The organism is Chryseobacterium sp. Leaf405, assembly GCF_001425355.1.
Classification (GTDB): Bacteria; Bacteroidota; Bacteroidia; order Flavobacteriales; family Weeksellaceae; genus Chryseobacterium.
This window is the reverse complement of record NZ_LMQN01000020.1, coordinates 59,773-82,938: the sequence shown is the minus strand read 5'-3', so window position 1 is coordinate 82,938 and position 23,166 is coordinate 59,773. Positions and strand designations below refer to the sequence as shown.

The window sequence follows — 23,166 nt, the reverse complement described above, 5'->3', positions numbered from 1 at the left end:
GATCTTCAATGTGTATATTTGTATCCAAGTGATAAAAAGTTATAGTGAGAACCGGGTAACCAAGTGAATCGTATGAAAAAAGAATTTGATCTGGTGAAGGACTGCAGCCAAAAAATACTGGCAATAATTGATACAATGAAAATTTTAAATATGAAATGGAAAATGTCCATTATTGACTGTCTATGCTATAAGCCGATGCAATACTCAGAATTGCTGAAAGAAGTTAAGGGTATTTCCTGCAAGATGCTCAGCTGCGAGTCAAAAGATGTGCAAACCAATGAATTGATTGACCGTCACGTCCTCAACACGGTGCCTATCGCTGTAGAATATCAGATCACAGACTATGGTAAATCTCTCCAGTAGCTAGCTTACCAATACTATTGCAGACTGGGGCTTTATCCATAGAAAACGTATCATATCGGGAATGAAGAAAACCAGTTGACAACAAATTATAAAGTGACTTACTTACGCTGAAAAGTTAAATAATCTTTATACCTAAATATCTTAGTTTCAAAAATGGCCAATAATCATAAATCAATTTATAGTGCACTTGCCGCCAATCTGCTGATTGCTCTGACAAAATTTATCGCAGGGGCATTCACCAACAGTTCTTCTATGATCTCTGAAGGGATCCACTCCACTGTTGATACCACCAACCAGCTGTTATTATTGTATGGATTAAAAAGGAGCAAAAAGCCGGCAGATGAGTTTCATCCTTTTGGCTATGGCAAGGAATTGTATTTCTGGTCTTTTGTTGTTTCCATATTGATATTCGGGCTTGGTGGTGCATTATCAATTTATCAGGGAATTCTACACATTATAGAACCTGAAGTAATGAAAGACCCCTTCTGGAATTATATTGTTCTAATACTTTCTCTTATTTTCGAGGGCACATCCCTTTTTATAGCCGTCAAAGAATTCAACAAAACCCGCAAAGGACTGAAATGGTGGGATGCGATTATTAAAAGCAAGGATCCCGCAAGTTTTCTCGTAGTCTTTGAAGATGGGGCAGCCGTGTCAGGTCTTATTGTTGTTATGATATTGATGGGAATCAGCCATTCTTTCCAGATACCGGAACTGGATGGGCTGGCATCGGTTATTGTGGGATTGATACTGGTTTTTGTTTCTTTCATTTTGGCCAGAGAAAGCAGAAGTTTATTGATGGGAGAAGGGATAGCACCCGAAACGAGAGAGAAGATTGCCAAACTAGCTGAAAAAGATGCTGCGGTTTTAAGAACAAAAAGTATACTTTCCACTTACCAATCACCCGAGGAAGTGGTGTTGATGCTCATCATCGATTTCGAAGATCATCTTGATACCGAAGAGATCACCGAGGCCATAAAGCGTATTCGGGAAAATATAAAAAAAGAATTTCCATTGGTTCATTTTGTCATTATTCAGCCAGAATAATTTATACCATCAGATTTTGAGATGTTTCATTATGCGAAAAACCCTCCGGCTTTCCAGAGGGTAAACATTTGTATTGAAGTCGTAAAGCCTATCCGAAAAAAAAATATAATTTTTAATTGGTCAATATTTTATCACTTAAAGTACAATAAGCATCGATACAGCTTAAGTAGCACACTTTTAAAGTCATTTTTTATCCGCAGATACTTTCCAAACAATTCCTCCTACATCATCTGCTACCAGTAAAGAACCATCAGCAGTCTGAAGAACTCCAACGGGTCTTCCGTACACGTCGCCTTTTTCTTTATTAGCTATAAACCCTGTCAGAAATGGCTGATAAGAACCAGAAGGTCTTCCATTTTTAAAAGGAACAAATGCAACCTGGTACCCAACTAATGAAGAGCGATTCCATGAACCGTGCTGTCCGATGAAAGCACCATTTTTATAGACATCAGGAAACTGCGAGCCTGTGTAAAATGTTAGTCCTAAAGATGCAGTATGGCTGCCCAAAGGTACATCCGGAACAATTGTTTTAGCGACCATATCCGGCTTCTCTCCTTTTCTTCTGGGATCTTCGTTTTTACCAAAATAAGCATAAGGCCAGCCGTAAAATGCGCCCTGTTTTACACTCGTTAAATAATCGGGAACCAACTCATCACCCAATTCATCTCTTTCATTCACCACCGTCCACAATGCACCTGTTACAGGGTTCCAGCTCATTCCCACAGGATTTCTAAGACCTGATGCATAGATTTTTTCGCCACTTCCATCGGTATTTACTTCAAGAATATTAGCTCTTCTGACTTCATTTTCCATTCCGTTTTCACCGACATTACTGCCAGACCCAACAGAGATATAAATTTTTGACTGGTCTTTACTGGCTATTAGATTCCTCGTCCAATGGTTGTTATAGCCACCTGCCGGCAGATTGACAATCTTTTTACCCGGTTTGGTAATTTTCAAATCTCCCATCTTGTAAGGATAAACCCAAAGACCATCTGTATTGGCAACATAAAACTGGTCTTTGATGATCAGCATTCCATACGGTTGATTAAGATTATCCAAAAAGACAGATGAGGATTCCGGGATTCCATCCTTATTAGCATCACAGTAAAGAATAATTTTATTGGCAGATTTTCCTCCTACTTCGGCATCGCTTTTTCCACTGATATCATTTTTGATTTTTTCGGCAGTAGAACGTTCTGAGTTGGAAAGCACCACAAAAACATCTCCATTTTCTGCCTGTATCATATTTCTGGGGCTTTTGATATTGTCTGCAAAGCGGGTAACAGTAAACCCTTTCGGAGCTGTTGGTGCTTTATCTTTAGGCCAGCCAATGACGTTACTGAACTTGTTCTTTGCTCCCTTTTCATCAGGAGGTGGTAATTTTAATGTATCGGTCTGTGTGGCAATTTCTTTTTCCTGTCCTGAGGACTTATTCGTTTGATCAGTTTTCTTGCAGCTGAACAGCAGCACAGCGACTGAGGGCAAAAGGTAATTTTTCATATTATTTTTTTTGATATAAGGTTTTATTATTTTTTTTAAGCAGACTGCCAACATTGAATAATTATGTGTATTATCTGCTAATAAAAAATCCCTGCGTGTGACGAAGGAATTTAAACTTTATTTGATTTGATCATAGATAATTTTGGTAACAATCGCTCCAAAAAGATTATATCCGACCTTCATCATTTTTTTATACATATTAATACATTTTGGTGTTATCGTATTAATACAGAAATTAAGCCATATTTTGAATTATGAGGGTAATAAAGCATCAAAACCCTAAAACTGAACCTGCATTCCCAGTACGAAATTTCGTTTTGCAGCAGGATTATAATAGCGGTTTCCAAAAGCATTGATGTCAAATCCTAAAACATAATCTTCATTATATAAATTCTGAATCTGAAGATATAAATTGACTCTTGTCTTTTCAAAATCTAACGGAAATCTAAATTGCACATTTCCAATTAAATTTGGTTCTGACCAAACTGAATTGGAATCATTCAGAGGAATTTTAGAAGTATAAAAATGGGAATAATCAATATTCAGTTTCTTAAAAAAAGTAAAACTCAATAAACTGCTGATTGCAGTTCTTGGAACGCCGGTTAAATCATTTCCTGAAAAATCATTTTCATTCTGCCGGTAATCTTTAAACTTAAATTGGTAAAAACTTCCTGAGAATCTAAATTTAAAATAGCTGAAGAAATCATTTTTAAAATTGAAATTCTTAGATTCCAAAAGGAGTTCTAACCCTTTCTGAACCGTTTCCCCCGAATTGACAAAATATTCCTGCCCTCCTTCATTCTGTCTTCTTACAATCGCATCTTTCATCCGAAAATCGAAATAACTTCCTTCGATAAAAATAGAATTACCGAATTGTTTCCTGATACCAGCTTCCTTATTCCAGCCATATTCAGGACTAAGATTGGTATTAAATTCCTGATTAGAAGAACGGATTTCTTCATTCGTAGGAGCAGAATTACCTTTTCCTATTTTTCCCCGAACCGAAAACCCTTTTCCAAGCAAATAAGTCACTCCAAAATTTGGTAACCATTGATTTTTAAAATTTACTTTTCCTGTTTGGATCTCAGGATAGGTTCTTTCCCAGTCATAGGAATTTGAATTTAGGCTTATAGAAATATCTGTGAATAATTTTTCATTCACATTTAATTTTTGTGAAAGAAAATAAAAGCCTGAAGCATTTTTCAATCGATCAAAATTCTGCGGATTTCCTTCAATTCCTTTATTATTGTCATAATTTTTAATGATCATCGTATTAATTCCGCCCTCAAAACCAATTCGGTAAGCTAAGGAAATGTGATGCATTACTTTTTCAAAATTGAAATGCGTTCTTAGAGCCAGATTATTCTCAAACCGATTTTCAAAATTGGTAATAAAGGGGTTTTCAAAATCTACATAAGATCCCTGAACCAGAATAAAATGAGAAAAATTGGGGTTTAACTGATACTCATTAGAAAGTCCTGCTAAAATCATTTTATTTCTTATCCCAGCATCTTGTTCATTGGCACCGGGAGCAGATGCGGTTGCTGGTCTTGCCTGTTTTCTGTTGATATTCATTTGTTCTAAAGTCAGTCCGCCAGGTGTTTGATAATTGAGGTCTGAATACATTAGCATTCCTTTCAACATTCCTTTTTCTGAATATTGAAAATTGTCCTTCACAAAAATCTGTTTTCGCAGAACTTTAGATTGTTCACGATAAGAATCGGTCTGATAGTAATTTTGAAAAATTTCAAAAAAATGTTTTCCAATCTGTTTCGAAAGATTAAAATTCTGATTAAAAGTCCCATAACTTCCAATCGATAAATTGGAAGATAGTTGTTCTGAATTTTTTGTTTTTAAAAGTATTGTTCCTCCTGTTACCGCTCCGTAATCACCACTTTCAGGACCTTTATAAATTTCCATTCTATCGATGAGTTGGGGAGATATACTATTGAAATAAGTATTTCCGGAAGCATCTGACAAAATAAAATCATCAAGATAAACTTTGACATTCCGAACCCCGAAAGGTGATCTTAAAGTGCTTCCGCGAAGAGAAATTCTGTAGCTTCCCGGAGAACGTTCTTCCATTCTTGCCCCCGCAGTCTGATTGATGGATTCCAGCATTCTTTCAGGTGTATTCTGCCTGAGCAGATCTTCCGAAACTACTGAAACGGATTTTGTGGAATTAATAAACGCCGTCGGTTTTTTATAAGTATCAATTCTTACTTCTGAAATGAGCGCAACAGAATCTTTTCTTTGAGAAAATAAAAGCGAAGCATATAAAAAGAGAGGAAGAGTATATAATTTTATCATTAAAATGAAAGAAAGCAAAAATTATACTTCTTTTGCTGGCAGGCATTTATTTAATAACAGTATCTTATTTTTTATGCTTTTTTGAGAAACTTCAAGAATAGGGTCTAGATTTATTTTAAGTGATAAAGAACATTCAAATACATAATAACAAAAAAATCCCGAATTAACGGGATTTAATTTCTAATATCTAAACTTATTTTATCTCTACAGGAACTGAGATTTTATCCCAATCCATTGTGAATCCATTATTGTTCACTTTGTACACTAAATTTTCTTGTGTCGTTTGTAAAGCTTTTGTTTTAACATCAACACGTAAAACATCTTTAGATTCTTCGTATTTATAAGCGCCCCATTGTTTTGGCTCTTTGTTAAAAATCGCAGTCCATGTTCCGGATTCCTTAGGAATTAAGAAAAAACTGTATTTACCCGCAGCCAATTTTTTACCCTGAACGGTAATATCTTTATCCGTTTCGAAAGTAGTAGCTTCATTGGCACCTGCACGCCAAACTTTATTATAAGGAACTAAATCACCCCAAATTGTACGACCTTTCACAGAAGGACTACTGTAGGCAACGGTAATGGTTGCATCTTTAATTTTTCCCGTTGCAGTAGCCGGAGGACTTGCAGGTTTTTTAGTGTCCTGTGCAAATGCATTTACTGAAATCGTCATTGCAGCAAAAAGTACAGTCGCAGATTTAATCATTGTTTTCATACTATTTTTATTTGTTTATTTAATTGTTATTTATTCGTTTACGAATTTACTGATTTCGGCTTATAAAACAACAACCCGATTGCCGAAAATATAATTACCGCCGCTGCCCCGATTACGTTAAGCCAAAGGAAAGAAACGATATCAAACTGATAAACGGTAATAACCGCAATTTCTGATAATATTGCGGAAATAAATACATTCTTCCCATCAACTTTTTTGTAGTAAAATGCGACAAGAAAAATCCCCAATATCGGACCATAGAAAAGAGAACCTAAAACATTCACTGCTTCGATTAGAGAACCCATTTGAGTGGCAAACATGGCAACACCGATTGAGAAAATACCCCAGGCTAAAGTATGCAGGCGGCTGTATTTCAATTCTGTAGTATCATCAGGAATTTCTTTCTTAAATATTAAATGAACATCTTTTAAAGAGCAGGCAGCAAGGGAATTCAGTGCTGCCGAGATTGAGCCCCAACTTGCCAAAAAAATGACGGCAAATAATAACCCGATCATCCCAACAGGCAAGGTATTTTTTACAAAATACAGGAAAATGTAATTCGTATCTGTTTTCTCCGCATTATAGTTTGAATTATTAATAGCTTTCTCTACCCTTCCGTGAAGTGCTTTTACCTCGGTTTGTGTATTTTTAAAATCCTGAACGGTTTTATTAAGTTCGGGAGATTGCGTTTCTTTCAATTTTAAAATTTCTTTCGATTCTGCATTAAATTTTAGTTGTAAATCCTGATGTTCTTTTTCAAATACTGCAGCCTGTTCAGGTTGTGTTTCCTTTAAATGTTGATAAGAGCGTTCGTTAAAATAAATCGGAGCCGGTTTTAAAGAAAAGAAAGTGAAAAGCAAAGCACCAATCAGGAGAATTGCAAACTGCATCGGAATTTTAACCAATCCGTTCAACAGCAAACCCATTTTTGCATTGGTATTGTCTTTCGCCGTAATATACCTCCCAACCTGACTCTGGTCTGTCCCGAAGTAAGACAATGCCAGAAAAAAACCGCCAATTAACCCACTCCAAATATTGTATTTATCTTTCCAGTCAAATTCTGTGGTGATTACATTGAGTTTTCCTGATTTCCCAGCCAGATATAGTGCATCTTTAAAGCCAATTCCATTCGGCATATTCTGAATAAGCAGATACCCTGCAAAAGCCATTGTTCCCAAAATAATGAGAAACTGTAATTTTTGAGTGTGAGCAATCGCTTTTGCACCGCCAACATAAGTGTAAATCAACAAAATTCCACCTGTTAAAACGTTGGTTAAGTAAATATTCCAGTTTAAAACACTTGACAAGATGATACTCGGAGCGTAAATGCTGATTCCCGTTGATAAACCTCTGGAAAAAAGAAAAAGCAGTGAAGTGAGTACTCTTGTCTTTTTATCGAAACGGTTTTCCAAATATTCGTAAGCCGTGTAAACATTCAATCGCTGAAAAATCGGTATAAAAGTGATACAAATCACAATCATCGCCAAAGGCAAACCAAAGTAATACTGAACGAAACGCATCCCGTCTGTATACGCCTGTCCCGGTGCCGAAAGAAAGGTAATGGCACTTGCCTGAGTCGCCATAATTCCGATCAGCACAATGTACCAAGGCATTTTGTTATCTGCTTTAAGGTAAGATTCGTTGCTTTTTTGTCCACGACCGATGAATACGCCGTAAACAACCACGGCAACTAGTGTAAAAATAAGAACCGTCCAATCTATCGTACTCATGCCCAGAATTTAGTAAACCAATAATAAAATGCGATCTGACCTATTAACGCAACAGCTAATAGGATGTACCAGATCTTCCAGTTTTTAAGTTGCTTATTCATTAGTTTTTCTGTGCAGATAAAAAGTTTAAAAATAAACGGGCTGCCCCAACATTTCCCGCAGCAAGTTGTCTGAAAAATGCCAAAGGTGTGTAAATAAAATTACCCTTCCCGTATTTGGCATATAAAGTTGATCCCTGTAAAGGTTCTTCACCTGTGTCGTGCATTTCAAAAAGCGGTTCATACGCTGAATCCCATTGAACAGGGAAATAGGCACCACGTTCCTGAACCCAACCTTTAAAATCATTTGTCGTAATTTTGTTTGGAAAATTCAGTAATTTATGATTAGGATTTAAAAATTTAACCTCAGCATTTTCCTCGGTAACACGTTTATTGGCAATCGTAAAATTATACACTCCCAATTGATCAACGGTTGTATCCTGATTGGTGTTATACTGCATCACCAGATTACCTCCGGCTTTTACATAAGACCATAAAAATGGCATCCAGCGACCCAGTTTTTTTTCTGTATTATTGGCACGAACACCAAAAATAATGGCATCATACTGTGACAACTTGTTTTGACTGCCGTTTCCAGATTCATTTGAATTGCCATAAAAATCTTCATCCTTTAATACATCTACCTGAATACCAGCAATGCGTAGAAACTCAGGAATGAAATCTCCTGCACCTTGTACATAACCCACTTTTTTAACCTTAGACTGAATATCGCCTTTCATAACCGCTACTGTTGCAGGCGCAAAATACTGTAAAGAAGGTAAATGCGGATATTGAATTAATACTTGTTTTTTATTATACGTGATTCCATCTGAAACAAAATTGGCATCCAACTGCAACTGATTTGATTTTATTGAGGCAAGTTTAGCTTTTGGAATCAAATAATCTATGGTCGTATCTTTTCCATTGAGTGATTTTACATCAACACCTCCTAAATTTTGTCCATTATAAATCAGATTAATTTTACCATTATTGAACTGTTTATTGGAATTAACCTTAACATTTAAACTCACAGGTAAATCTTCATTTTCTTTAACTAAATAAAGCGGTTGAGTAAATTTCAGTTCCAAAGCAGGAACAATACGCAAAGCTTCAACTACATCTCCACGAACGGGATCTAATTTCTTGAAAGATAAAGGCAGTTTAACCTGAAATTTCTCCGAATCGATTTTTAAATCAACCAAAACATTTAGGGGTGATTCTACTTCGGGTAAACCTATTAAAGTATCATTAGGAACAGAGAATGTTGCCGCATTCACAGCTGGTTTTGCCAACCAATAAGGTTCTGTGAGTGCTGCATTAGCAGGAATCTGAATATCATGCTGAATGGTAATTAAAGAATCTTTTGAAAGTTTTCTGTTAAAATTTTCTGATTGATTTAACCATTTTACATTTTCTAAAACGACAGGATTTTCAGCTCTTGAAATCACATTTAGTCTGAAATTATAATGATCTCCAGCAACCGCTTCAGCCTGATTGGTAACCACCTCGCCCATAAATCCGGCACAGCTTAAAATAATATGGTCAAGAGATTTAAGTTTATCTCTTTTCAGATCTGCATCTTTTAGTTCCAAAACCTTTTTTCTCAATGAAAGCAATGCAGACAAGCTAAGGTCTGGATTATTAAAGTTAAAAGTAGAAATAATTTTATCTAATGACTGGTCAATATCAGAATTCCCTTGTGAAGTCCACGTTTTAGACAATCCATCAAAAAGGCTTGATTTGGCTGGTTCACCTGCAACGTGAGAAAAATATTCAGTTTTGATGCCGGCTACAGACTGTGTTCCGGCACCCTGACTTTTATGTAAACTTCTGCTTAATCCTGCCAGTTCACCATAACCCATTCCCAGTTGCGCATCATATTGTCCCACGGTCACTTTCAATTGATTTTCAGCCGTTGTATTGTTGGTTCCAAATCGGAAAGTATTCCATAAGATGCGTTTTGGCTGCCAAACATTCACATATTTCAGTTGATCTGGGAAAGCGGTTTTATCACCTGCCAGTTTAAAAGCTTTTTCTGCCACCACTGCCGAAGCAGCATGCTGTCCGTGACCCGCAGCAGCAGTAGGTGGAAAACGACAAATAATCACATCAGGACGGAATTGACGGATGACCCAAACCACATCTGCTGTAATATTGTCTGCATTCCATTGTTTAAAAGTATCAGTCGTATTTTTAGAAAATCCGAAATCAATTGCTCGGGTAAAAAACTGTTGGGCACCGTCTAACTTTCTTGCCTCCAAAAGCTCGTGTGTTCGGATTAAACCCAAGGCAGCACCCTGCTCTGTGCCTAATAAATTCTGACCGCCATCACCTCTGGTTAAAGACAAGTAGCCCGTTTCCACATTTTGATCGTTGATTAACCAAGAAAGTAATCCTGTATTTTCATCATCGGGATGAGCCGCAAGGTACAACACTTTAGGCAGGTGTTTAAGCGTTTTGATTTCGCGGTAAATTTCAGATGATTTTGAAGGTCGAACCTGTTGGGCCGAACAAAAAACTGTATAAAATCCAAAGATAAATACAGTACTTACTTTTTTGAACATATGAATTTGCTTTGCGGGCAAATATAAGTAAATCGTTTTTCTTTCAATCTTTAAAGAAAAAGCAATATATTTCTTGTCGACGACCTAAAATAAATAACATTTAAAATATTTATCAATATCTGAATCATTGCAACATCATGTAGAATACAATCGAATGACTACCAACATACTATACTTTATCTGACAACTTTTTTCAGATAATAATCTCTGTCTTCTGCTTTCATTTCATTTAAGAAGTCGTTATAGGTATATCCCTTTTTCTTAGTGTTTTTCTTCGCTCTCAGATAATCAGCGTAATAACCAAAACCACCTGCCAAATAGTTATTGTAGAATTCCGTTGATCTATTGCTGATAACACATAGATTTCCGGAGATGGTATGCTGGCCATTATAAACGCTTGTTGCATTCACTTCCAAAAAATAAGTGCTGCCATTATACTCCCAGATCCTGAAATTCATATCTTTATCTTTGTAGTAGTAAAAAGTTTTTCCAAATTTATCTACCAGCGACTTTTCCAATTGACGAGTTTCTGCAGTAGTTTTTATATCCAAACGATACGCCTCTACAAGATTTGTTTTTTTATCAATGTAAAATTTTACTCCATTGGCAAGATAGGATGTATCAGGACTGTTATCGATACTGCCGTACAGCGATCTTCCATTAAAATTCAGCGCATCCTTTTCTAATGAAAGATATTCACTTAAATTAACTGACTGAAATTTTTGGTCTTCTATTTTAATTTTTGAAGTGATACTACTCTCCGATACTGGAAGTTCGAGTGAAAGCAGATCAAATTTTTGTCCATAAGACTGTTGCGAAACTAAGCTAAATAGGATGAGCCCAATGATCCTTAGATATCCGTTTAACTTCATTTTTTTCGTTGTGATCATAATTCTCTTTTAGTTTTAAATTTATTTACAAGGACAAATCCTATTATCAATAAGGTTGGCAGCTAAGCAGTGCCCAACTTTTCTATTAATTCAAATAATTTCCTAATATCGGATCCTTATCCGGCATATGATACCCGAATATAATCCTGTCCTTAAAAGCATTGATATCAATTGCTACTATCTTATTGGTAACAATCTTTGTACCTTTCAAGAGTGTGAATTGGTAAAGCATACCGTTTCTTTTCCATATATAATGTTCAGGAAAAGAAACCTGTTGATCACCATATTCATCTGTGAAGTATTTGATGTCATTTTTAGGGAGGGTCTTTAATATGGGCGGTAAAAGTATATTGGTCTTTCCCAGGGTATCAAGGACTACACCACTCGGTTTGCCCAGTTTCTCCTTAAGCTTTAAAAGGATTTCAGGAGTTTTTTTTCCTTCCGGGTACATACTATAAAATACCAGCTTATTTTTATACTCTACCATTTCAATTCCCATCATTTCAATGGAAGGATAGCCAAGGAAAGAAAACTGATTCTTTTCTGAAGAATTTGTAATACGGTAAACCGTACTTATCTCTGACCTTCCTACGAGCTTCAATTTCGGGTCGTCTTGTGCCGCATCGTTTTTTGCCAGTTCCCAGTGTCCGTATTGCAGTTCACCTTTAGACCCTTTAAGGTATACTGAAGCTGGCTGGCTGAAATCAATCTTACCGAGATCAAGGGTCGTTTTATTACAGCCTATAAAGATGAGTGTCAGTAATACTGCCGAGAATTTATTCATAGTTAATGTGTTAGTTGAATTTTTTTGGATACTTATCGTAATTCTTAAATCTGATCCAGCTATCTGCATCACTTCCTTTATCATTAATGACCGTCAGTTCTGCAAACCGAAGCCCATGAGAACCCATATTTCGTAGAAGATGATAAGAAATCCCGGTCTTTGTATTTTTCCATACCTGGTAAGTAATATCAGCTCGAGGACCATCCATCATCGTTCCATTTTTATCTATAGCAAGACCGGGATGCTTGGAGTAACTGTCCGTAAAACCCGGCTCACCGAATTTGTTTATCAGTACCGAATCTACCTTCTTTAAAGCATCAGATGTATACATATGCAATTCGATTGCCGAAATCACCTTTTCATTCAAGCTGTAATGCATCACCAATTGGTTTTGATCTGTAGCGTTCTTCCCATAAAGGGACTGATGGTCAAAAATCAAAATATAAGGGGATGAACTTACAAAAGTGCCATATCCTTCCAGTGTTTCTGCAGACTGTCTATCCTCCTTGACATTTAAGCCTGCGTCTTTGAGGGTTTCTTTGAAAGTGATATTGAAAAGGTCAAATTTTTTCTTGACAGGAACCTTATGACCGACTTTCTCTGACAGAACAGCCTTCTCTTTCTTCCCATCCGGTGTACAGGACAAAAATACCAGTAGGGCTAAACTATAATAAATATTCAGTTTCATACGTGATTGATTTGGCTCAACGTAAATATACATCTTTAAAAGATAAACATTTGTAGAATAATCTTTCTATCTAAGAAATTACAGATGGATTCTTTTTTAATTTACAATATTGCTCTTTTTTAATTTTGGAAAAAGTTCACCAATTAAACGACATCTCAGTAAAATTTAATCATAAAGATCACTATAGTTATCAATTTATTTGTAAGTTACGTTACTTAATTACAGCATAAATTTGTAGTGAACAATTTCATTTTTGATAATATGATATTTTCCGGCATTATAGCGGCTATTCTATGTGTTCTGCTTATTATGTCAAAAAAGCATAGGAGGAGCTCCGATCATTATTTAGTACTGTGGTTGTTGCTAACAGCAGCAAACCTTTTTTATTATTTATCATCAGACATCATTCCTCAAAAGCTTCAATCCTTTTTTTTCACACTGCCTACACTTAGCATCTGTATTTTGTATTTATATACTCTCGGATTAACTTTTGGGCTGGAATTTAATATAAAGCATATTATTAAACACGCTGTATTTTATTTGCTGTACAATGTGTGTTTTTTGGTCACTTCCTTATTTTTTCATGAAATCCTATTCAAGAATCATCTGCCATATTCTGCTATTCAAAATGAATTCATATTGAATGTTCTGACCATTCCGATGGCGATCATTCCGGTTGTTTATATTATTCTCTGTTTTTTTACATTGAAAAAATATCAGAAAATGCTGCCTAACTTCTACTCCGCAATTGAAAAAATAAATTTCAATTGGTTAAAGTATATTCTCCTGTCTCTTATTATTCTTTTCATTACCATCATCACCATTTTATCGCTTTCTACGAGATGGAATTATCTTCCCATAAACAGTATTTCTAAAATTATAGGAACTATACAGACCTTATATTTATTATGTATGGTATTTTTCAGTTTACGACAAAGTATTATTTATGTTCAGGATTCCGGGATTATTAAGAGCAGTAAAGTGAAAGAAGAAATTATTCAGATTGATGAGAGGTCAAAAATATTAAGTGAAAAATTATTGGAATATATGCTTCTCGAAAAACCTTATCTGGATGAGGAGCTAAGTCTTGTAAAATTATCATCGCTGCTAAATGTATCCACCAATCAGTTATCCCGGGTCATCAACCAGAATCTGAATACCAACTTTTACCAATTTGTCAACTCATACCGTGTGGAAGAAGTAAAGCAAAAACTAAAAAACACAGCGTTCAACCATTACTCTATTCTTGGTATAGCCTTTGAATCCGGGTTTAATTCCAAATCAACATTCAATAAAATATTTAAGGAGGAAACCGGAATGACCCCATCTCAGTTTAAAAATTTTAATTCCTAATTTCTTAGTCCTAATCTATAAGTACGGACGTACAGTACTCCTGAGCACAATACATTTGTAGAAAAAAAATGAATTACCATCCACATTCAAATGTTTTGTACCACTCGAAATTTGTTATCTTCTCACCGTTTATTATTATCACAACCAATATTATTGTAGCATTGGTTTTTGGTTCTTTGATTGGCAAATGGGTTTTTATTCCGATCATATTAACAGAATGGTGTATGTTTATGTTTTTTGTATTGAAATATGGAGGTACAGCTTCTGTGAAACAGTGGTTGAAAAATCGCAACACAAATTGGGGATGGATTATAATTACGGTTATATTAGGGCTACTTCCGCTCCCTATATTTTTAAAATTTAATCACCTTTTGAATGACTGGACGGTTTGGCTGCCCTGGATACTGATTGCTCTCATCAATCCCTGGATGGAAGAGTTCTACTGGCGGGGACTTTTGCTGAATTATACGAGGAGCTGGAATAAGCTTTTGTCTGTCCTGTTTAGCAGCACTCTTTTCTCAGCAAATCATCTGGTCTTCGGAATACAGTCAGAGTTATTCCGTGGATATGAAGTAGCACTATCAACTTTTGTAATGGGAATTGTCTGGTCAATTACTTACAAAAAAACAAACAGTTTAAGATGGGTGATCTTATCCCATTTTCTCGTAGATTTCCTTAACTTGTCGGCACCATCGTTTTTAGACCTGTATAAAGCTGGATTTTAAAAATTAGGTTCAACTATAAATCTAAAATTAGTAATAAAACTATAAAAAAACTATGAAACAAAACGGCTATAGTAAGATCCTTGCACTCATATTCTTGATTTTCATTTACAATCAGATCTTTGCGCAAAATTCTACAGCACCTCATATCAGTGGAAAGGTTCGCATCTCGATGAAAGATGGTCTTATCGTCTCCGATCTCAATGTATCCAATATTTCCAAACTAGATACTGCATTCCGCATTAATCTGAACAGAGGCATGAATATTAAATTATTTAGAGATAGTGGTAATGTACTAAGATATAATAATCTACCTGGTGATGATTATTTGAGTTATCGAATTCATGATGGAAAAAAATATGTTGCTGCTCCCAAAGTAATTAACATTACCTATTCAGGCGCTTTTCCAATCTATACAGACCCTTTGAACTTTTATGATTACAAGGGCGTTATCGCACTAAATGGTAAAACATTAAGGGCTTCTGAGCAAAGCAAATGGTATCCTGTCATGTATGACACTAAAAATGAACGGGAATTGGATGAAGTTACTTATGACCTGAATGTTGAATGTTTGGACTGTAAAACAATTTTCCTTAACGGTTCGGAAGCACAACCTGGTCCCACAGCTCATTTCAAAAGTGATAAGGCAGTCGGACTGATGCTGTTTACAGGTGATTATCAGATACAAAAGTTTTCAGAAAGCAGCTTTTTAAATGCAGAAATGCAGACTGATATTGCAGAATCATTTAATCAGCAGATATCATCGATAAAAGCATTTTATGCCGGCAAACTTAATATTCCCTACCAACAAGAAATCACTTTCATCCAACATAAGGCAGTTGAACCTTATGGTCCCGACAGATCCTGGGGATTTGTAACCTTTCCAAGTATTGCTGTGGCTGGCGGACGATTCAACAATGAAATTGATGTCAAAACAAAAAAATTCAACCATATTTTTAAATATTCATTTTATGCGCATGAATTAGGGCATTATTATTTTGGAACTCTATTGCACCCCAACTCATCTTTAAAATGGTTTTTTCTGGAATCATTTCCGGAATATCTTTCTATAAAAGCGGCCGAACAGGAATATGGTAAACAGGCAACTGAAACCTATATAAAAAATGCTGAGAAATCGCTGGCAGGAAAGGTATTTATCCCTTTAAATAAGATCACAAAACCAGAGAACATCGATGAGCCGTACCGATATAAGTATGCTCCCATAATGCTTTTAGCTCTGGAAAAGAGAGTTGGAGAAAAAAAAGTTTACAAAATGATTAAGAAAGCATTAGAAGCTAAAAATAGTAAAACTGATTATGCATTTTTTGTTGAGATTGCGAAGGAAGCAGAAATCTCTTCATCTGATTGGAAATCTTTTGAAGATGAAATTATCAATAATGAAAATCCAAAGATTGTATTTGAAAAATTACAGTAGATGGCTGTATCAAAGATAATGTAGCTCATTTCTGATCATATTGAAAAAGCCTCGCAACTTTGTATTGCGAGGCTTTTTTCTTGGAAATATTATAATTACGGTCATACGTAATGTCAATTCTATATCCCGTTACAACATTTTTTTACTCTTCCACTTGAAAAAATCCCGTCGCAACTTTAATAAATGCTTGAAGTTTTTTAGGAACGGCAAGTTCGTCGGCCTTCGACATTTTTAAAACCTCATCTGCTTTTTTTCCGTTTGCTGCCAATTCCACCCAATCAGGATTAATGATTAAACCGTGACCAACAGCAACCAAAGATAAACCTGTTTCAATAGCCTCTACAGCATCGCTGCCCTGCTTGATTCCTCCCGCAGAAATAACCGGAATTCTTCCACCAACGTGATCAAGAATCAATTTTAAGATGGTTGAATCGCCATTTTCTTCACCCATTGGTTTCTGATGAAGCAGATCTGCCAATGAAATATGCAGATAATCAATTCCGGAATCGATCAGCGTATCAATCAATGGAAATGTATCATTTACCCGGTAACTTTCGGGTTCTTCAGGTGATATTCTATAACCCAAAAGAAATGGCCGGTCAGCATATTTTTCAATAACATTCTGAATCTCTTTAATAACTTCCAAGGCAAAGTTCATTCGTTTTTCGGCAGTTCCGCCCCAATAGTCGGTGCGTTGGTTATAATAGGGCGAAAAGAAATTCTGCAGTAGAAACCCGTGGGCGCCGTGCAGTTCAATTCCGTCGAATCCAGCCTTTATCGCTCGGTGGGTTGTCTTCCCGAATGCTTTTATGATTTCTAAAATTTCATCGTGTGTAAGCTCGTGAGATACCGTACCGCCAGCATAAAATGCAGAAGGCGCCAAAGCAACAGAACTTGCACTTACCGGAATACCATCAGGAATAAGATCCAATACCGCTTTGTTTCCGGCGTGGTAGATCTGGAGAATGGCAGGCGCTCCACCCTTTTTCGCCGCAGCAGCCAATTTTTTAAGTCCCGGTAAAAAAGAATCATCATAAGCAGCATACTCATTGGGAAAACCTATGCCATTTGCCGTCACTCTTGTGCAGCCTGTGATGACCAAACCGACATTTACGCTTCTGGCTTCGTAATGCCTGATCTCATCGTCTGCAACGGTATAGTCGTCATTGCTCGCCCAGGTGGTCATTGGTGCCATTGCAATTCTGTTTTTGGTCTTTACGCCGTTTTTAAATACAAAAGGTTCAAATAATTGTTGTGTTGATGTACTCATTTTATTTAATTTTATTAATATTATAATTGATTATTGTTTGGATTTCAGGCAAAAGCGCGGCTCACCCCAGTTGCCTGCAGGTAAGAAAAATATTTAAAAAAAAATTAGTTTAAATTACTGTCTTTAAAAGCGTTGGGCGGAATCCCTACTTCTTTTTTGAACAGCCTTGCAAAATAATTTGGGTTTTCGAATCCAAGAGAGAAAGAGATTTCCGAGATATTCAGTTTACCTTCTGCCAAAAGGTTTTTGGCTTCTTTTATAATATGAATGTGGATCAGTTCGAGAGCCGTTTTACCCGTTTCCTGTTTGAGAAGATCACTCAGATAACGGGAAGATACATTGAACTTTTCTGCCATATAGGAAACATTTGGAAGACCAAAAACCTTTTCCTTATTTTCATTATAATAGTCATCAAGCAATTGCTGAAATCTTCCGGCATAAGCACCGGTTGTTTCAATCCTGTTGATAAATTGCCTTTTGTAGAAACGCTGCGAATAAGTAAGCAATGTTCCAAGATGAGCCAGCAGAATCTGCTTGCTGTAATTATCGGTATTATTATAAGATTCTTTATGCATTGTGCGGGCCAGATGCCAGATGGTCTCTTCTTCACTGGGTGACAGATATAAGGCCTCATTGGTTTCGTAATCAAAATAGCCATAATTTTTCATCTCCGTAAAAAGAGCCGTGCCTGAGAGAAAATCTTCTTTAACGGCTATTAAAAAACATCCTTCTTCCGCCTTTACATTTTTAAAGGTAACGGTTTGATTAGGACTGAAGAAAATCATTTTCCCACGACCATGATCAAATTCTTTTTTCCCGTAAGTGATGCTTCCTGAAATAAATGTCTGAAAAGAAATGAGATAAAAATCAGCCGTAAAGACAATATCCTCAATACTTCCGTCACTTTTATGACCAAAACTTACACTGAATAGCGGATGTTCAGGACTTTCCACCCCGATGTCCCTGTTGAAACTGCTGATGTCTTTATAATGTTTCATTCTAACCTATTATTTACAATGCAAATTTCGGTTTTTAAATGATACCTGACGGATACAAAAGTAGCAGGATATAGCACATTTTTACCTAAGACAGTTTTTACAGAAATCTATTAAAATTTTTATCATTCAATTTTCTGAACAGATATACTGTAGATATTTATCTGTTTTTATATTGATGTAAGCATATCTTATTTTAAATTTTTAACTTCTTCGTGATTTGTGATTTTATTGAGTTGCTTGCATTACTTTCACTAAAACGGTTCGGGCTATTTCTGCTTGAGTTTCGATAATATTTTCTCCGATAATTTTAAAAACATCCTGCAATTGCTTCTCCGTCAACCCAACATTCAGTCCTACACCAATATGAAACTGCAATTGCCCTTCCAGACCTGGAATCGTTGCTAAAACTGTGATGGTTGCCAATTCCCGCTCGGCATAAGTTAACAAACCTCTTCCAAAAATATCGGCAAATAAATGTTCTTTCAAAAAAACATCAATCCCCGGCGCAAATGCATTCGCACCTGTTAATGGACCAGATTGTGATACACCGGATAATTTCTCCAGTGTTTTTTGTCCTTGTAAATATTTATCTGATGATTCTACTTCTAATGCTTCGTCACCAGATTCGTCCTCAACGCCCTTGGCTTTTCTTTCTTCGATCACCGACATAAAAGTGTTGATCCCGTTCAGGCTTCGTGGAAAACCGCAATAAGCATAAAGCTGAATTAAGATTTCATTGATTTCATTGATCGCCAGTCCTGCATTTAATCCCTCATTAAAAGCAACTTTCAAATTAAAAATATTACCTATTGCAGTAAAAGCGGCAATTTTTACGATATTTTGTTCTTTTGAAGTGAGAGCACCGGTTTTTTGTTTATCCATGATTTTTTTCTTTATTTTAAAGCTCCTGCGCTGTCGGGCGGAATATCACTTCATTGATGTCCACATCATCCGGCTGGCTAATTGCAAAAGCTACCACTCGGGCAAAACTGTCCGGGCTAATACCTACTTCTCCCACATAATCTTCATTCGCTTTACGTACATCTGCATCGGTAATCTGTTCCAATAATTCTGTTTTAACAGCCCCTGGGCAAACAATTGTTGTTCGGATATTATAAGGTTTTACTTCCATTCTTAAGCCTTCTGTTAATGCTCTGACAGCAAATTTGGTCGCAGAATAAACCGCAGAACCATTGAATATCTTGTGACCTGCCACGGATGCCGTGTTGATGATTTGCCCGAATTTCTGCGCTTTCATATACGGAAGAGCGGCGGCAATACCATGGAGAACGCCTTTAATATTCACGTCGATCATTGTGTTCCATTCTTCAACTTTTAAGCTTTCCACCAAGGATAATGGCATTACCCCTGCATTGTTAATGATGACATCTATACGTCCGAACTTTTGAACTGTGGTATCAACAAGGTTTTTCACTTGTTCTAAATTCGTTACATCGGCTACCACGGCAAGTGCTTTTCCGCCATCGTTATTGATTTCCTCTGCTAATTTTTCAATTCTATCCGCTCTTCTGGCACCTAATACTACCGTTGCGCCAAGTGCAGACAAATGTTTTGCGGCTGCTTCACCCATTCCACTGCTTGAGCCGGTGATGATGATTACTTTATCTTTGATATTATTTTCCATTTTTTGATTTATTAATTTTTTAATTTTAATCTGTTTTATATTTCACAGCAGTTTTCCACCCTCTTAGGTCGAGGAAAAAAGAATGATTGAATGATTTTTTTCATTTTGACTTTATTTTAAAGATCTGTTTTACAATTAAAGGTTGCGAATTTTCGTTTTTATGATGATTAATTCGCCTGCCTTTTATTATACACCTCATCCGTTACCGCTTCTTCCCATTTCACAATTCCTTTTTCGGTGTTCGGAACAATGTACAACTGTTGTAAACCTACATCAGCACTTGCGCCGTGCCAGTGGCGAACATTGGGCGGGCATTTTACCACACTTCCTTTTTTGATAATTTCAATCGGCTGCCCTTCGATCTGATGATAACCTACACCATCGGTTATGATTAAAATCTGACCTGCGGGATGACTGTGCCAGTTGCTTCTGGCGCCGGGTTCAAAGTATACATTACCCACAGCAGTAGTGAAGGTGCTGTGGGCATCTACCAAAGCCGTATTGTAGGCGTTTCCTGTAAAATTAATGTCCGGTCCTTTTTCTCCTTTCGGGAATATTTGGTTTAAATTTTTATCTGTACTCATTTTTTTCTGATTTTTATTATCACACGACATTAGTATGGCGGCCAATATTATTGTAGCGGCCACTGATTTTAAGACGTTTTTCATTTGATGTAAGTTTAATTAATTTCAAATTTCACCAATACATTTCCATTACCTAAAGCCGCTTCAAGTCCGGCGGGATTATCGATAAGTCCAAGCCTTGAATAACTGTAAGAGGTATTGAAGTTTTTGTAAAAAAGCACCAAAGTATTGCTGCCGTAAAGCATTAAATCTCCGGCTTTGATAGCCCCGCCAACCGCAGGATTTGTAGGCAAACTGTTGGGTAAATCATAGTACTTTTCGTTACTATTCAGTTCAGTCATATTGAGGTTGAGTGGCAATAATGCTTTGAAGGCATTTCCACTGGCATTGTCGTACAAGGTGGCTGTAAAAACGGCGGTTCCGATGGTGATTTTCATTTTGGTGCCTATAGGATTGGGGTTGTTATTATGGTTGCCGTTATTTTGAGCGGGTGTAGCTTCGTCTTCTTTGCTGCAGCTTGCTGCACAGCAGGAAAAGGTGAGCATTACGGCAAAAAGTACTGCAATAGATTTCATCTGTTTATTTTTTTATGGGTTAATAGACTTCCTCTTAATTAATGATTCAACAGAAAGATTTTCACTCAATTGATACATTAAAAAGTTGCAGCATCAATCACATACCGGTATCTCGCTTCTTTGTTGACTACTTTATCCCACGCATCATTGATTTCTGATGCTTTAATGACCTGTATCTGTGGATACACTTTGTTGTCGGCACAATAATCCATCACCTCCTGAGTTTCTGGAATACCGCCAATCAGCGAACCGTTGAAATTCACTCTGTTGAAAATCATATTGAAATTATTGATGGTCAATTCACCGTTGATCGGTTGCCCGACCTGTGTGAAAAATCCATATTTCTTGACGCAATCAATGTACGGCGACATTTCGTAAGCATAAGGAACAGTAGAAATCATGAAATCCAGTTTGGCTTTATAAGGTTTCAGATCTTCCGCAGATTTTACCACAATTACTTCTTTCGCCCCAAAACTTTTTATGTCATTTACTTTTGAAGGTGAAGTGGTAAATGCATATACTTCCGCACCTTTTGAAACCGCCAATTTTACAGCAATATGTCCCAAACCGCCAATTCCTACAATCCCAATTTTGTCACCTTTTTTAAATTTCACTTTCATCATTGGCGAATAGGTTGTAATGCCTGCACAAAGTAATGGCGCAGCATGTTTCAGATCGATACTTTCAGGGATTTTAATGGCAAAATGTTCTGTCACCACGATGTTGTTGGCATAACCACCCTGCGTAATTCCGGTGGGCGATGACGCTTCGTGCGAACCGTAAGTACCTGTCATTCCCACTTCGCAATGGTGTTCTTCACCGCTTTTGCAGCTGTCACATTTCATACAGCTATTGACCATACAGCCTACGCCTGCTTTATCGCCCACTTTAAATTTGGTTACCTTTTTACCAACAGCAGTTACGATGCCTGCAATCTCGTGACCGGGAACTTGCGGATATTTTTGCGGACCCCAATGTCCTTTGATGGTATGAATATCAGAATGGCAAATACCTGAAAATTTTATATCAATTAAAATATCGCTGTCGCCTACCGGTCTGCGTTCAAAATTCCAAGGTTCTATTTTTCCTTTTTCGTCTCTTCCTGCGTAGCCTTTAGATTTTATATTGCTCATATTGTTTGATTTGTTTAATTGTGAAAAAAGTGAAATTGGACTGGCAAGCATTATTCCTGCCCCTGCCATTGTACTTTGCAGAATGAATTTCCGCCTTGATAGTTGATTTTTATCTTTCATTTTAAATATTTTTTTTAATTAAAAATCAATTGATACTGTTGTATTCCTCCTCTGTTACTTTTTGCAACCAGGTTACGATGCCTTTCTCTGTTTTTGGTAAAATATACATCTGCAACATCCCGCTGTCAGGGCTTGCACCGTGCCAATGCATCACATTTGGCGGACATTTTATCACATCTCCTTTTTTAATTGTTTGTCGCGCCTGCCCTTTGATCTGGTGATACCCAACACCATCTGTGATAACCAGTATCTGACCGGCAGGATGGGTATGCCAGTTGCTTCTTGCTCCAGGTTCAAAATAGACGTTCCCGACCACGGTGCTGTAAATGCTGTCGTTGGCAACCAGCTCTGTATTCCAGGCATTTCCTGTGAAATTTTCTTTGGCTCCCTGTTTTCCTTGAGGAAATATAAAATTGAGGTCTTTTTTCTCTGCACATCCAATTTGTAAAATTCCCAGAAGGACGATCAAGGGGATAATATATGATGACAATTTTTTCATATAATTTATTATTTGGGTTAAAAATCAATTGATCGGTCAAATATTTCGGTTGAAATAAATGAACAATACAAATTTCATTGATTAACTTAAGTAAAACTTTATACAGAATACTGAATAATTTACCATTTTCACTGATTCAATATTTTTGGTAAGGAAAAATTGGAGTTGATAACTTTAGTAGGGTATAATTCTTCTACACTTTA

21 protein-coding genes are annotated in these 23,166 nt (G+C 36.6%); 5 read left to right on the top strand and 16 right to left on the bottom strand.

Annotated features, from left to right (window positions below; all coding sequences use genetic code 11):
• The first annotated feature begins 72 nt into the window (after positions 1 to 72).
• Together ASG22_RS19765 and ASG22_RS19760 are read left to right on the top strand one after the other, a co-directional pair.
• Positions 73 to 363, top strand: coding sequence for a winged helix-turn-helix transcriptional regulator (locus ASG22_RS19765; RefSeq protein ID WP_055988325.1), 291 nt, complete (start codon positions 73 to 75; stop codon positions 361 to 363).
• Between the two features lie 153 nt (positions 364 to 516).
• On the top strand, positions 517 to 1,410 hold the full coding sequence (locus ASG22_RS19760) for a cation diffusion facilitator family transporter (protein ID WP_055988323.1): 894 nt from the start codon (positions 517 to 519) through the stop codon (positions 1,408 to 1,410).
• Positions 1,411 to 1,593: 183 nt separating this feature from the next.
• Here the strand turns inward: ASG22_RS19760 and ASG22_RS19755 are convergent, their stop codons facing one another.
• The 8 genes from ASG22_RS19755 to ASG22_RS19720 all read right to left on the bottom strand — a co-directional run bounded on the left by ASG22_RS19755 (position 1,594) and on the right by ASG22_RS19720 (position 12,629).
• Positions 1,594 to 2,913 (bottom strand): PQQ-dependent sugar dehydrogenase, encoded by a 1,320-nt coding sequence (locus ASG22_RS19755; RefSeq protein WP_055988409.1) that lies wholly within the window; start codon positions 2,911 to 2,913, stop codon positions 1,594 to 1,596.
• Between the two features lie 279 nt (positions 2,914 to 3,192).
• Positions 3,193 to 5,223, bottom strand: coding sequence for a TonB-dependent receptor (locus ASG22_RS19750; protein ID WP_055988321.1), 2,031 nt, complete (start codon positions 5,221 to 5,223; stop codon positions 3,193 to 3,195).
• Between the two features lie 193 nt (positions 5,224 to 5,416).
• Positions 5,417 to 5,935: a DUF2911 domain-containing protein gene (locus tag ASG22_RS19745; protein WP_055988319.1), complete on the bottom strand. Its 519-nt coding sequence runs from the start codon at positions 5,933 to 5,935 to the stop codon at positions 5,417 to 5,419.
• Between the two features lie 38 nt (positions 5,936 to 5,973).
• Positions 5,974 to 7,665 carry a sodium:solute symporter gene (locus ASG22_RS19740; protein WP_055988317.1) on the bottom strand — a complete coding sequence of 564 codons (1,692 nt, stop codon included), beginning with the start codon at positions 7,663 to 7,665 and terminating at the stop codon, positions 5,974 to 5,976.
• 100 nt (positions 7,666 to 7,765) lie between these two features.
• Positions 7,766 to 10,267, bottom strand: coding sequence for a PIG-L family deacetylase (locus ASG22_RS19735; protein WP_055988314.1), 2,502 nt, complete (start codon positions 10,265 to 10,267; stop codon positions 7,766 to 7,768).
• 176 nt (positions 10,268 to 10,443) lie between these two features.
• Positions 10,444 to 11,139, bottom strand: coding sequence for a hypothetical protein (locus tag ASG22_RS19730; protein ID WP_185113828.1), 696 nt, complete (start codon positions 11,137 to 11,139; stop codon positions 10,444 to 10,446).
• Between the two features lie 103 nt (positions 11,140 to 11,242).
• Positions 11,243 to 11,941, bottom strand: coding sequence for a hypothetical protein (locus tag ASG22_RS19725; protein ID WP_131726221.1), 699 nt, complete (start codon positions 11,939 to 11,941; stop codon positions 11,243 to 11,245).
• A gap of 10 nt (positions 11,942 to 11,951) precedes the next feature.
• Positions 11,952 to 12,629, bottom strand: a complete 678-nt coding sequence (locus ASG22_RS19720) for a hypothetical protein (RefSeq protein WP_055988309.1) — start codon at positions 12,627 to 12,629, stop codon at positions 11,952 to 11,954.
• Positions 12,630 to 13,268: 639 nt separating this feature from the next.
• Here ASG22_RS19720 and ASG22_RS21075 point away from each other — a divergent pair.
• The 3 genes from ASG22_RS21075 (at position 13,269) to ASG22_RS19705 (ending at position 16,139) form a co-directional block, all read left to right on the top strand.
• A complete protein-coding gene (locus ASG22_RS21075; protein WP_157844737.1) occupies positions 13,269 to 13,982 on the top strand; it encodes a helix-turn-helix domain-containing protein in 714 nt (237 codons plus the stop codon).
• A 68-nt stretch (positions 13,983 to 14,050) separates the two neighbouring features.
• Positions 14,051 to 14,707, top strand: a complete 657-nt coding sequence (locus tag ASG22_RS19710) for a CPBP family intramembrane glutamic endopeptidase (RefSeq protein ID WP_055988306.1) — start codon at positions 14,051 to 14,053, stop codon at positions 14,705 to 14,707.
• Positions 14,708 to 14,759: 52 nt separating this feature from the next.
• Positions 14,760 to 16,139, top strand: coding sequence for a hypothetical protein (locus tag ASG22_RS19705; RefSeq protein ID WP_055988304.1), 1,380 nt, complete (start codon positions 14,760 to 14,762; stop codon positions 16,137 to 16,139).
• A gap of 142 nt (positions 16,140 to 16,281) precedes the next feature.
• Here the strand turns inward: ASG22_RS19705 and ASG22_RS19700 are convergent, their stop codons facing one another.
• The 8 genes from ASG22_RS19700 to ASG22_RS19665 form a co-directional block, all read right to left on the bottom strand.
• Positions 16,282 to 17,409, bottom strand: coding sequence for an NADH-dependent flavin oxidoreductase (locus ASG22_RS19700; RefSeq protein ID WP_055988303.1), 1,128 nt, complete (start codon positions 17,407 to 17,409; stop codon positions 16,282 to 16,284).
• Between the two features lie 104 nt (positions 17,410 to 17,513).
• A complete protein-coding gene (locus ASG22_RS19695) occupies positions 17,514 to 18,407 on the bottom strand; it encodes a helix-turn-helix domain-containing protein (protein WP_055988300.1) in 894 nt (297 codons plus the stop codon).
• A gap of 225 nt (positions 18,408 to 18,632) precedes the next feature.
• Positions 18,633 to 19,289, bottom strand: a complete 657-nt coding sequence (locus ASG22_RS19690; protein WP_055988298.1) for a carboxymuconolactone decarboxylase family protein — start codon at positions 19,287 to 19,289, stop codon at positions 18,633 to 18,635.
• Positions 19,290 to 19,305: 16 nt separating this feature from the next.
• Complete coding sequence (locus ASG22_RS19685) at positions 19,306 to 20,052, bottom strand: SDR family oxidoreductase (protein ID WP_055988296.1); 747 nt, start codon at positions 20,050 to 20,052, stop codon at positions 19,306 to 19,308.
• Between the two features lie 167 nt (positions 20,053 to 20,219).
• Complete coding sequence (locus tag ASG22_RS19680) at positions 20,220 to 20,636, bottom strand: cupin domain-containing protein (RefSeq protein WP_202966709.1); 417 nt, start codon at positions 20,634 to 20,636, stop codon at positions 20,220 to 20,222.
• Positions 20,637 to 20,731: 95 nt separating this feature from the next.
• Positions 20,732 to 21,211, bottom strand: coding sequence for a cyclophilin-like fold protein (locus ASG22_RS19675; RefSeq protein ID WP_055988294.1), 480 nt, complete (start codon positions 21,209 to 21,211; stop codon positions 20,732 to 20,734).
• Positions 21,212 to 21,288: 77 nt separating this feature from the next.
• Complete coding sequence (locus ASG22_RS19670; RefSeq protein WP_055988292.1) at positions 21,289 to 22,464, bottom strand: NAD(P)-dependent alcohol dehydrogenase; 1,176 nt, start codon at positions 22,462 to 22,464, stop codon at positions 21,289 to 21,291.
• A gap of 25 nt (positions 22,465 to 22,489) precedes the next feature.
• Complete coding sequence (locus tag ASG22_RS19665; protein WP_055988290.1) at positions 22,490 to 22,963, bottom strand: cupin domain-containing protein; 474 nt, start codon at positions 22,961 to 22,963, stop codon at positions 22,490 to 22,492.
• Positions 22,964 to 23,166 lie beyond the last annotated feature (203 nt).

Bases quoted from the DNA above. Each gene is read 5' to 3' on its own strand.
- ASG22_RS19765 (WP_055988325.1), top strand. From the start codon at position 73: ATGAAAAAAGAATTTGATCTGGTGAAGGACTGCAGCCAAAAAATACTG.
- ASG22_RS19760 (WP_055988323.1), top strand. From the start codon at position 517: ATGGCCAATAATCATAAATCAATTTATAGTGCACTTGCCGCCAATCTG.
- ASG22_RS19755 (WP_055988409.1), bottom strand. From the start codon at position 2,913: ATGAAAAATTACCTTTTGCCCTCAGTCGCTGTGCTGCTGTTCAGCTGC.
- ASG22_RS19750 (WP_055988321.1), bottom strand. From the start codon at position 5,223: ATGATAAAATTATATACTCTTCCTCTCTTTTTATATGCTTCGCTTTTA.
- ASG22_RS19745 (WP_055988319.1), bottom strand. From the start codon at position 5,935: ATGAAAACAATGATTAAATCTGCGACTGTACTTTTTGCTGCAATGACG.
- ASG22_RS19740 (WP_055988317.1), bottom strand. From the start codon at position 7,665: ATGAGTACGATAGATTGGACGGTTCTTATTTTTACACTAGTTGCCGTG.
- ASG22_RS19735 (WP_055988314.1), bottom strand. From the start codon at position 10,267: ATGTTCAAAAAAGTAAGTACTGTATTTATCTTTGGATTTTATACAGTT.
- ASG22_RS19730 (WP_185113828.1), bottom strand. From the start codon at position 11,139: ATGAAGTTAAACGGATATCTAAGGATCATTGGGCTCATCCTATTTAGC.
- ASG22_RS19725 (WP_131726221.1), bottom strand. From the start codon at position 11,941: ATGAATAAATTCTCGGCAGTATTACTGACACTCATCTTTATAGGCTGT.
- ASG22_RS19720 (WP_055988309.1), bottom strand. From the start codon at position 12,629: ATGAAACTGAATATTTATTATAGTTTAGCCCTACTGGTATTTTTGTCC.
- ASG22_RS19710 (WP_055988306.1), top strand. From the start codon at position 14,051: ATGAATTACCATCCACATTCAAATGTTTTGTACCACTCGAAATTTGTT.
- ASG22_RS19705 (WP_055988304.1), top strand. From the start codon at position 14,760: ATGAAACAAAACGGCTATAGTAAGATCCTTGCACTCATATTCTTGATT.
- ASG22_RS19700 (WP_055988303.1), bottom strand. From the start codon at position 17,409: ATGAGTACATCAACACAACAATTATTTGAACCTTTTGTATTTAAAAAC.
- ASG22_RS19695 (WP_055988300.1), bottom strand. From the start codon at position 18,407: ATGAAACATTATAAAGACATCAGCAGTTTCAACAGGGACATCGGGGTG.
- ASG22_RS19690 (WP_055988298.1), bottom strand. From the start codon at position 19,289: ATGGATAAACAAAAAACCGGTGCTCTCACTTCAAAAGAACAAAATATC.
- ASG22_RS19685 (WP_055988296.1), bottom strand. From the start codon at position 20,052: ATGGAAAATAATATCAAAGATAAAGTAATCATCATCACCGGCTCAAGC.
- ASG22_RS19680 (WP_202966709.1), bottom strand. From the start codon at position 20,636: ATGAGTACAGATAAAAATTTAAACCAAATATTCCCGAAAGGAGAAAAA.
- ASG22_RS19675 (WP_055988294.1), bottom strand. From the start codon at position 21,211: ATGAAATCTATTGCAGTACTTTTTGCCGTAATGCTCACCTTTTCCTGC.
- ASG22_RS19670 (WP_055988292.1), bottom strand. From the start codon at position 22,464: ATGAAAGATAAAAATCAACTATCAAGGCGGAAATTCATTCTGCAAAGT.
- ASG22_RS19665 (WP_055988290.1), bottom strand. From the start codon at position 22,963: ATGAAAAAATTGTCATCATATATTATCCCCTTGATCGTCCTTCTGGGA.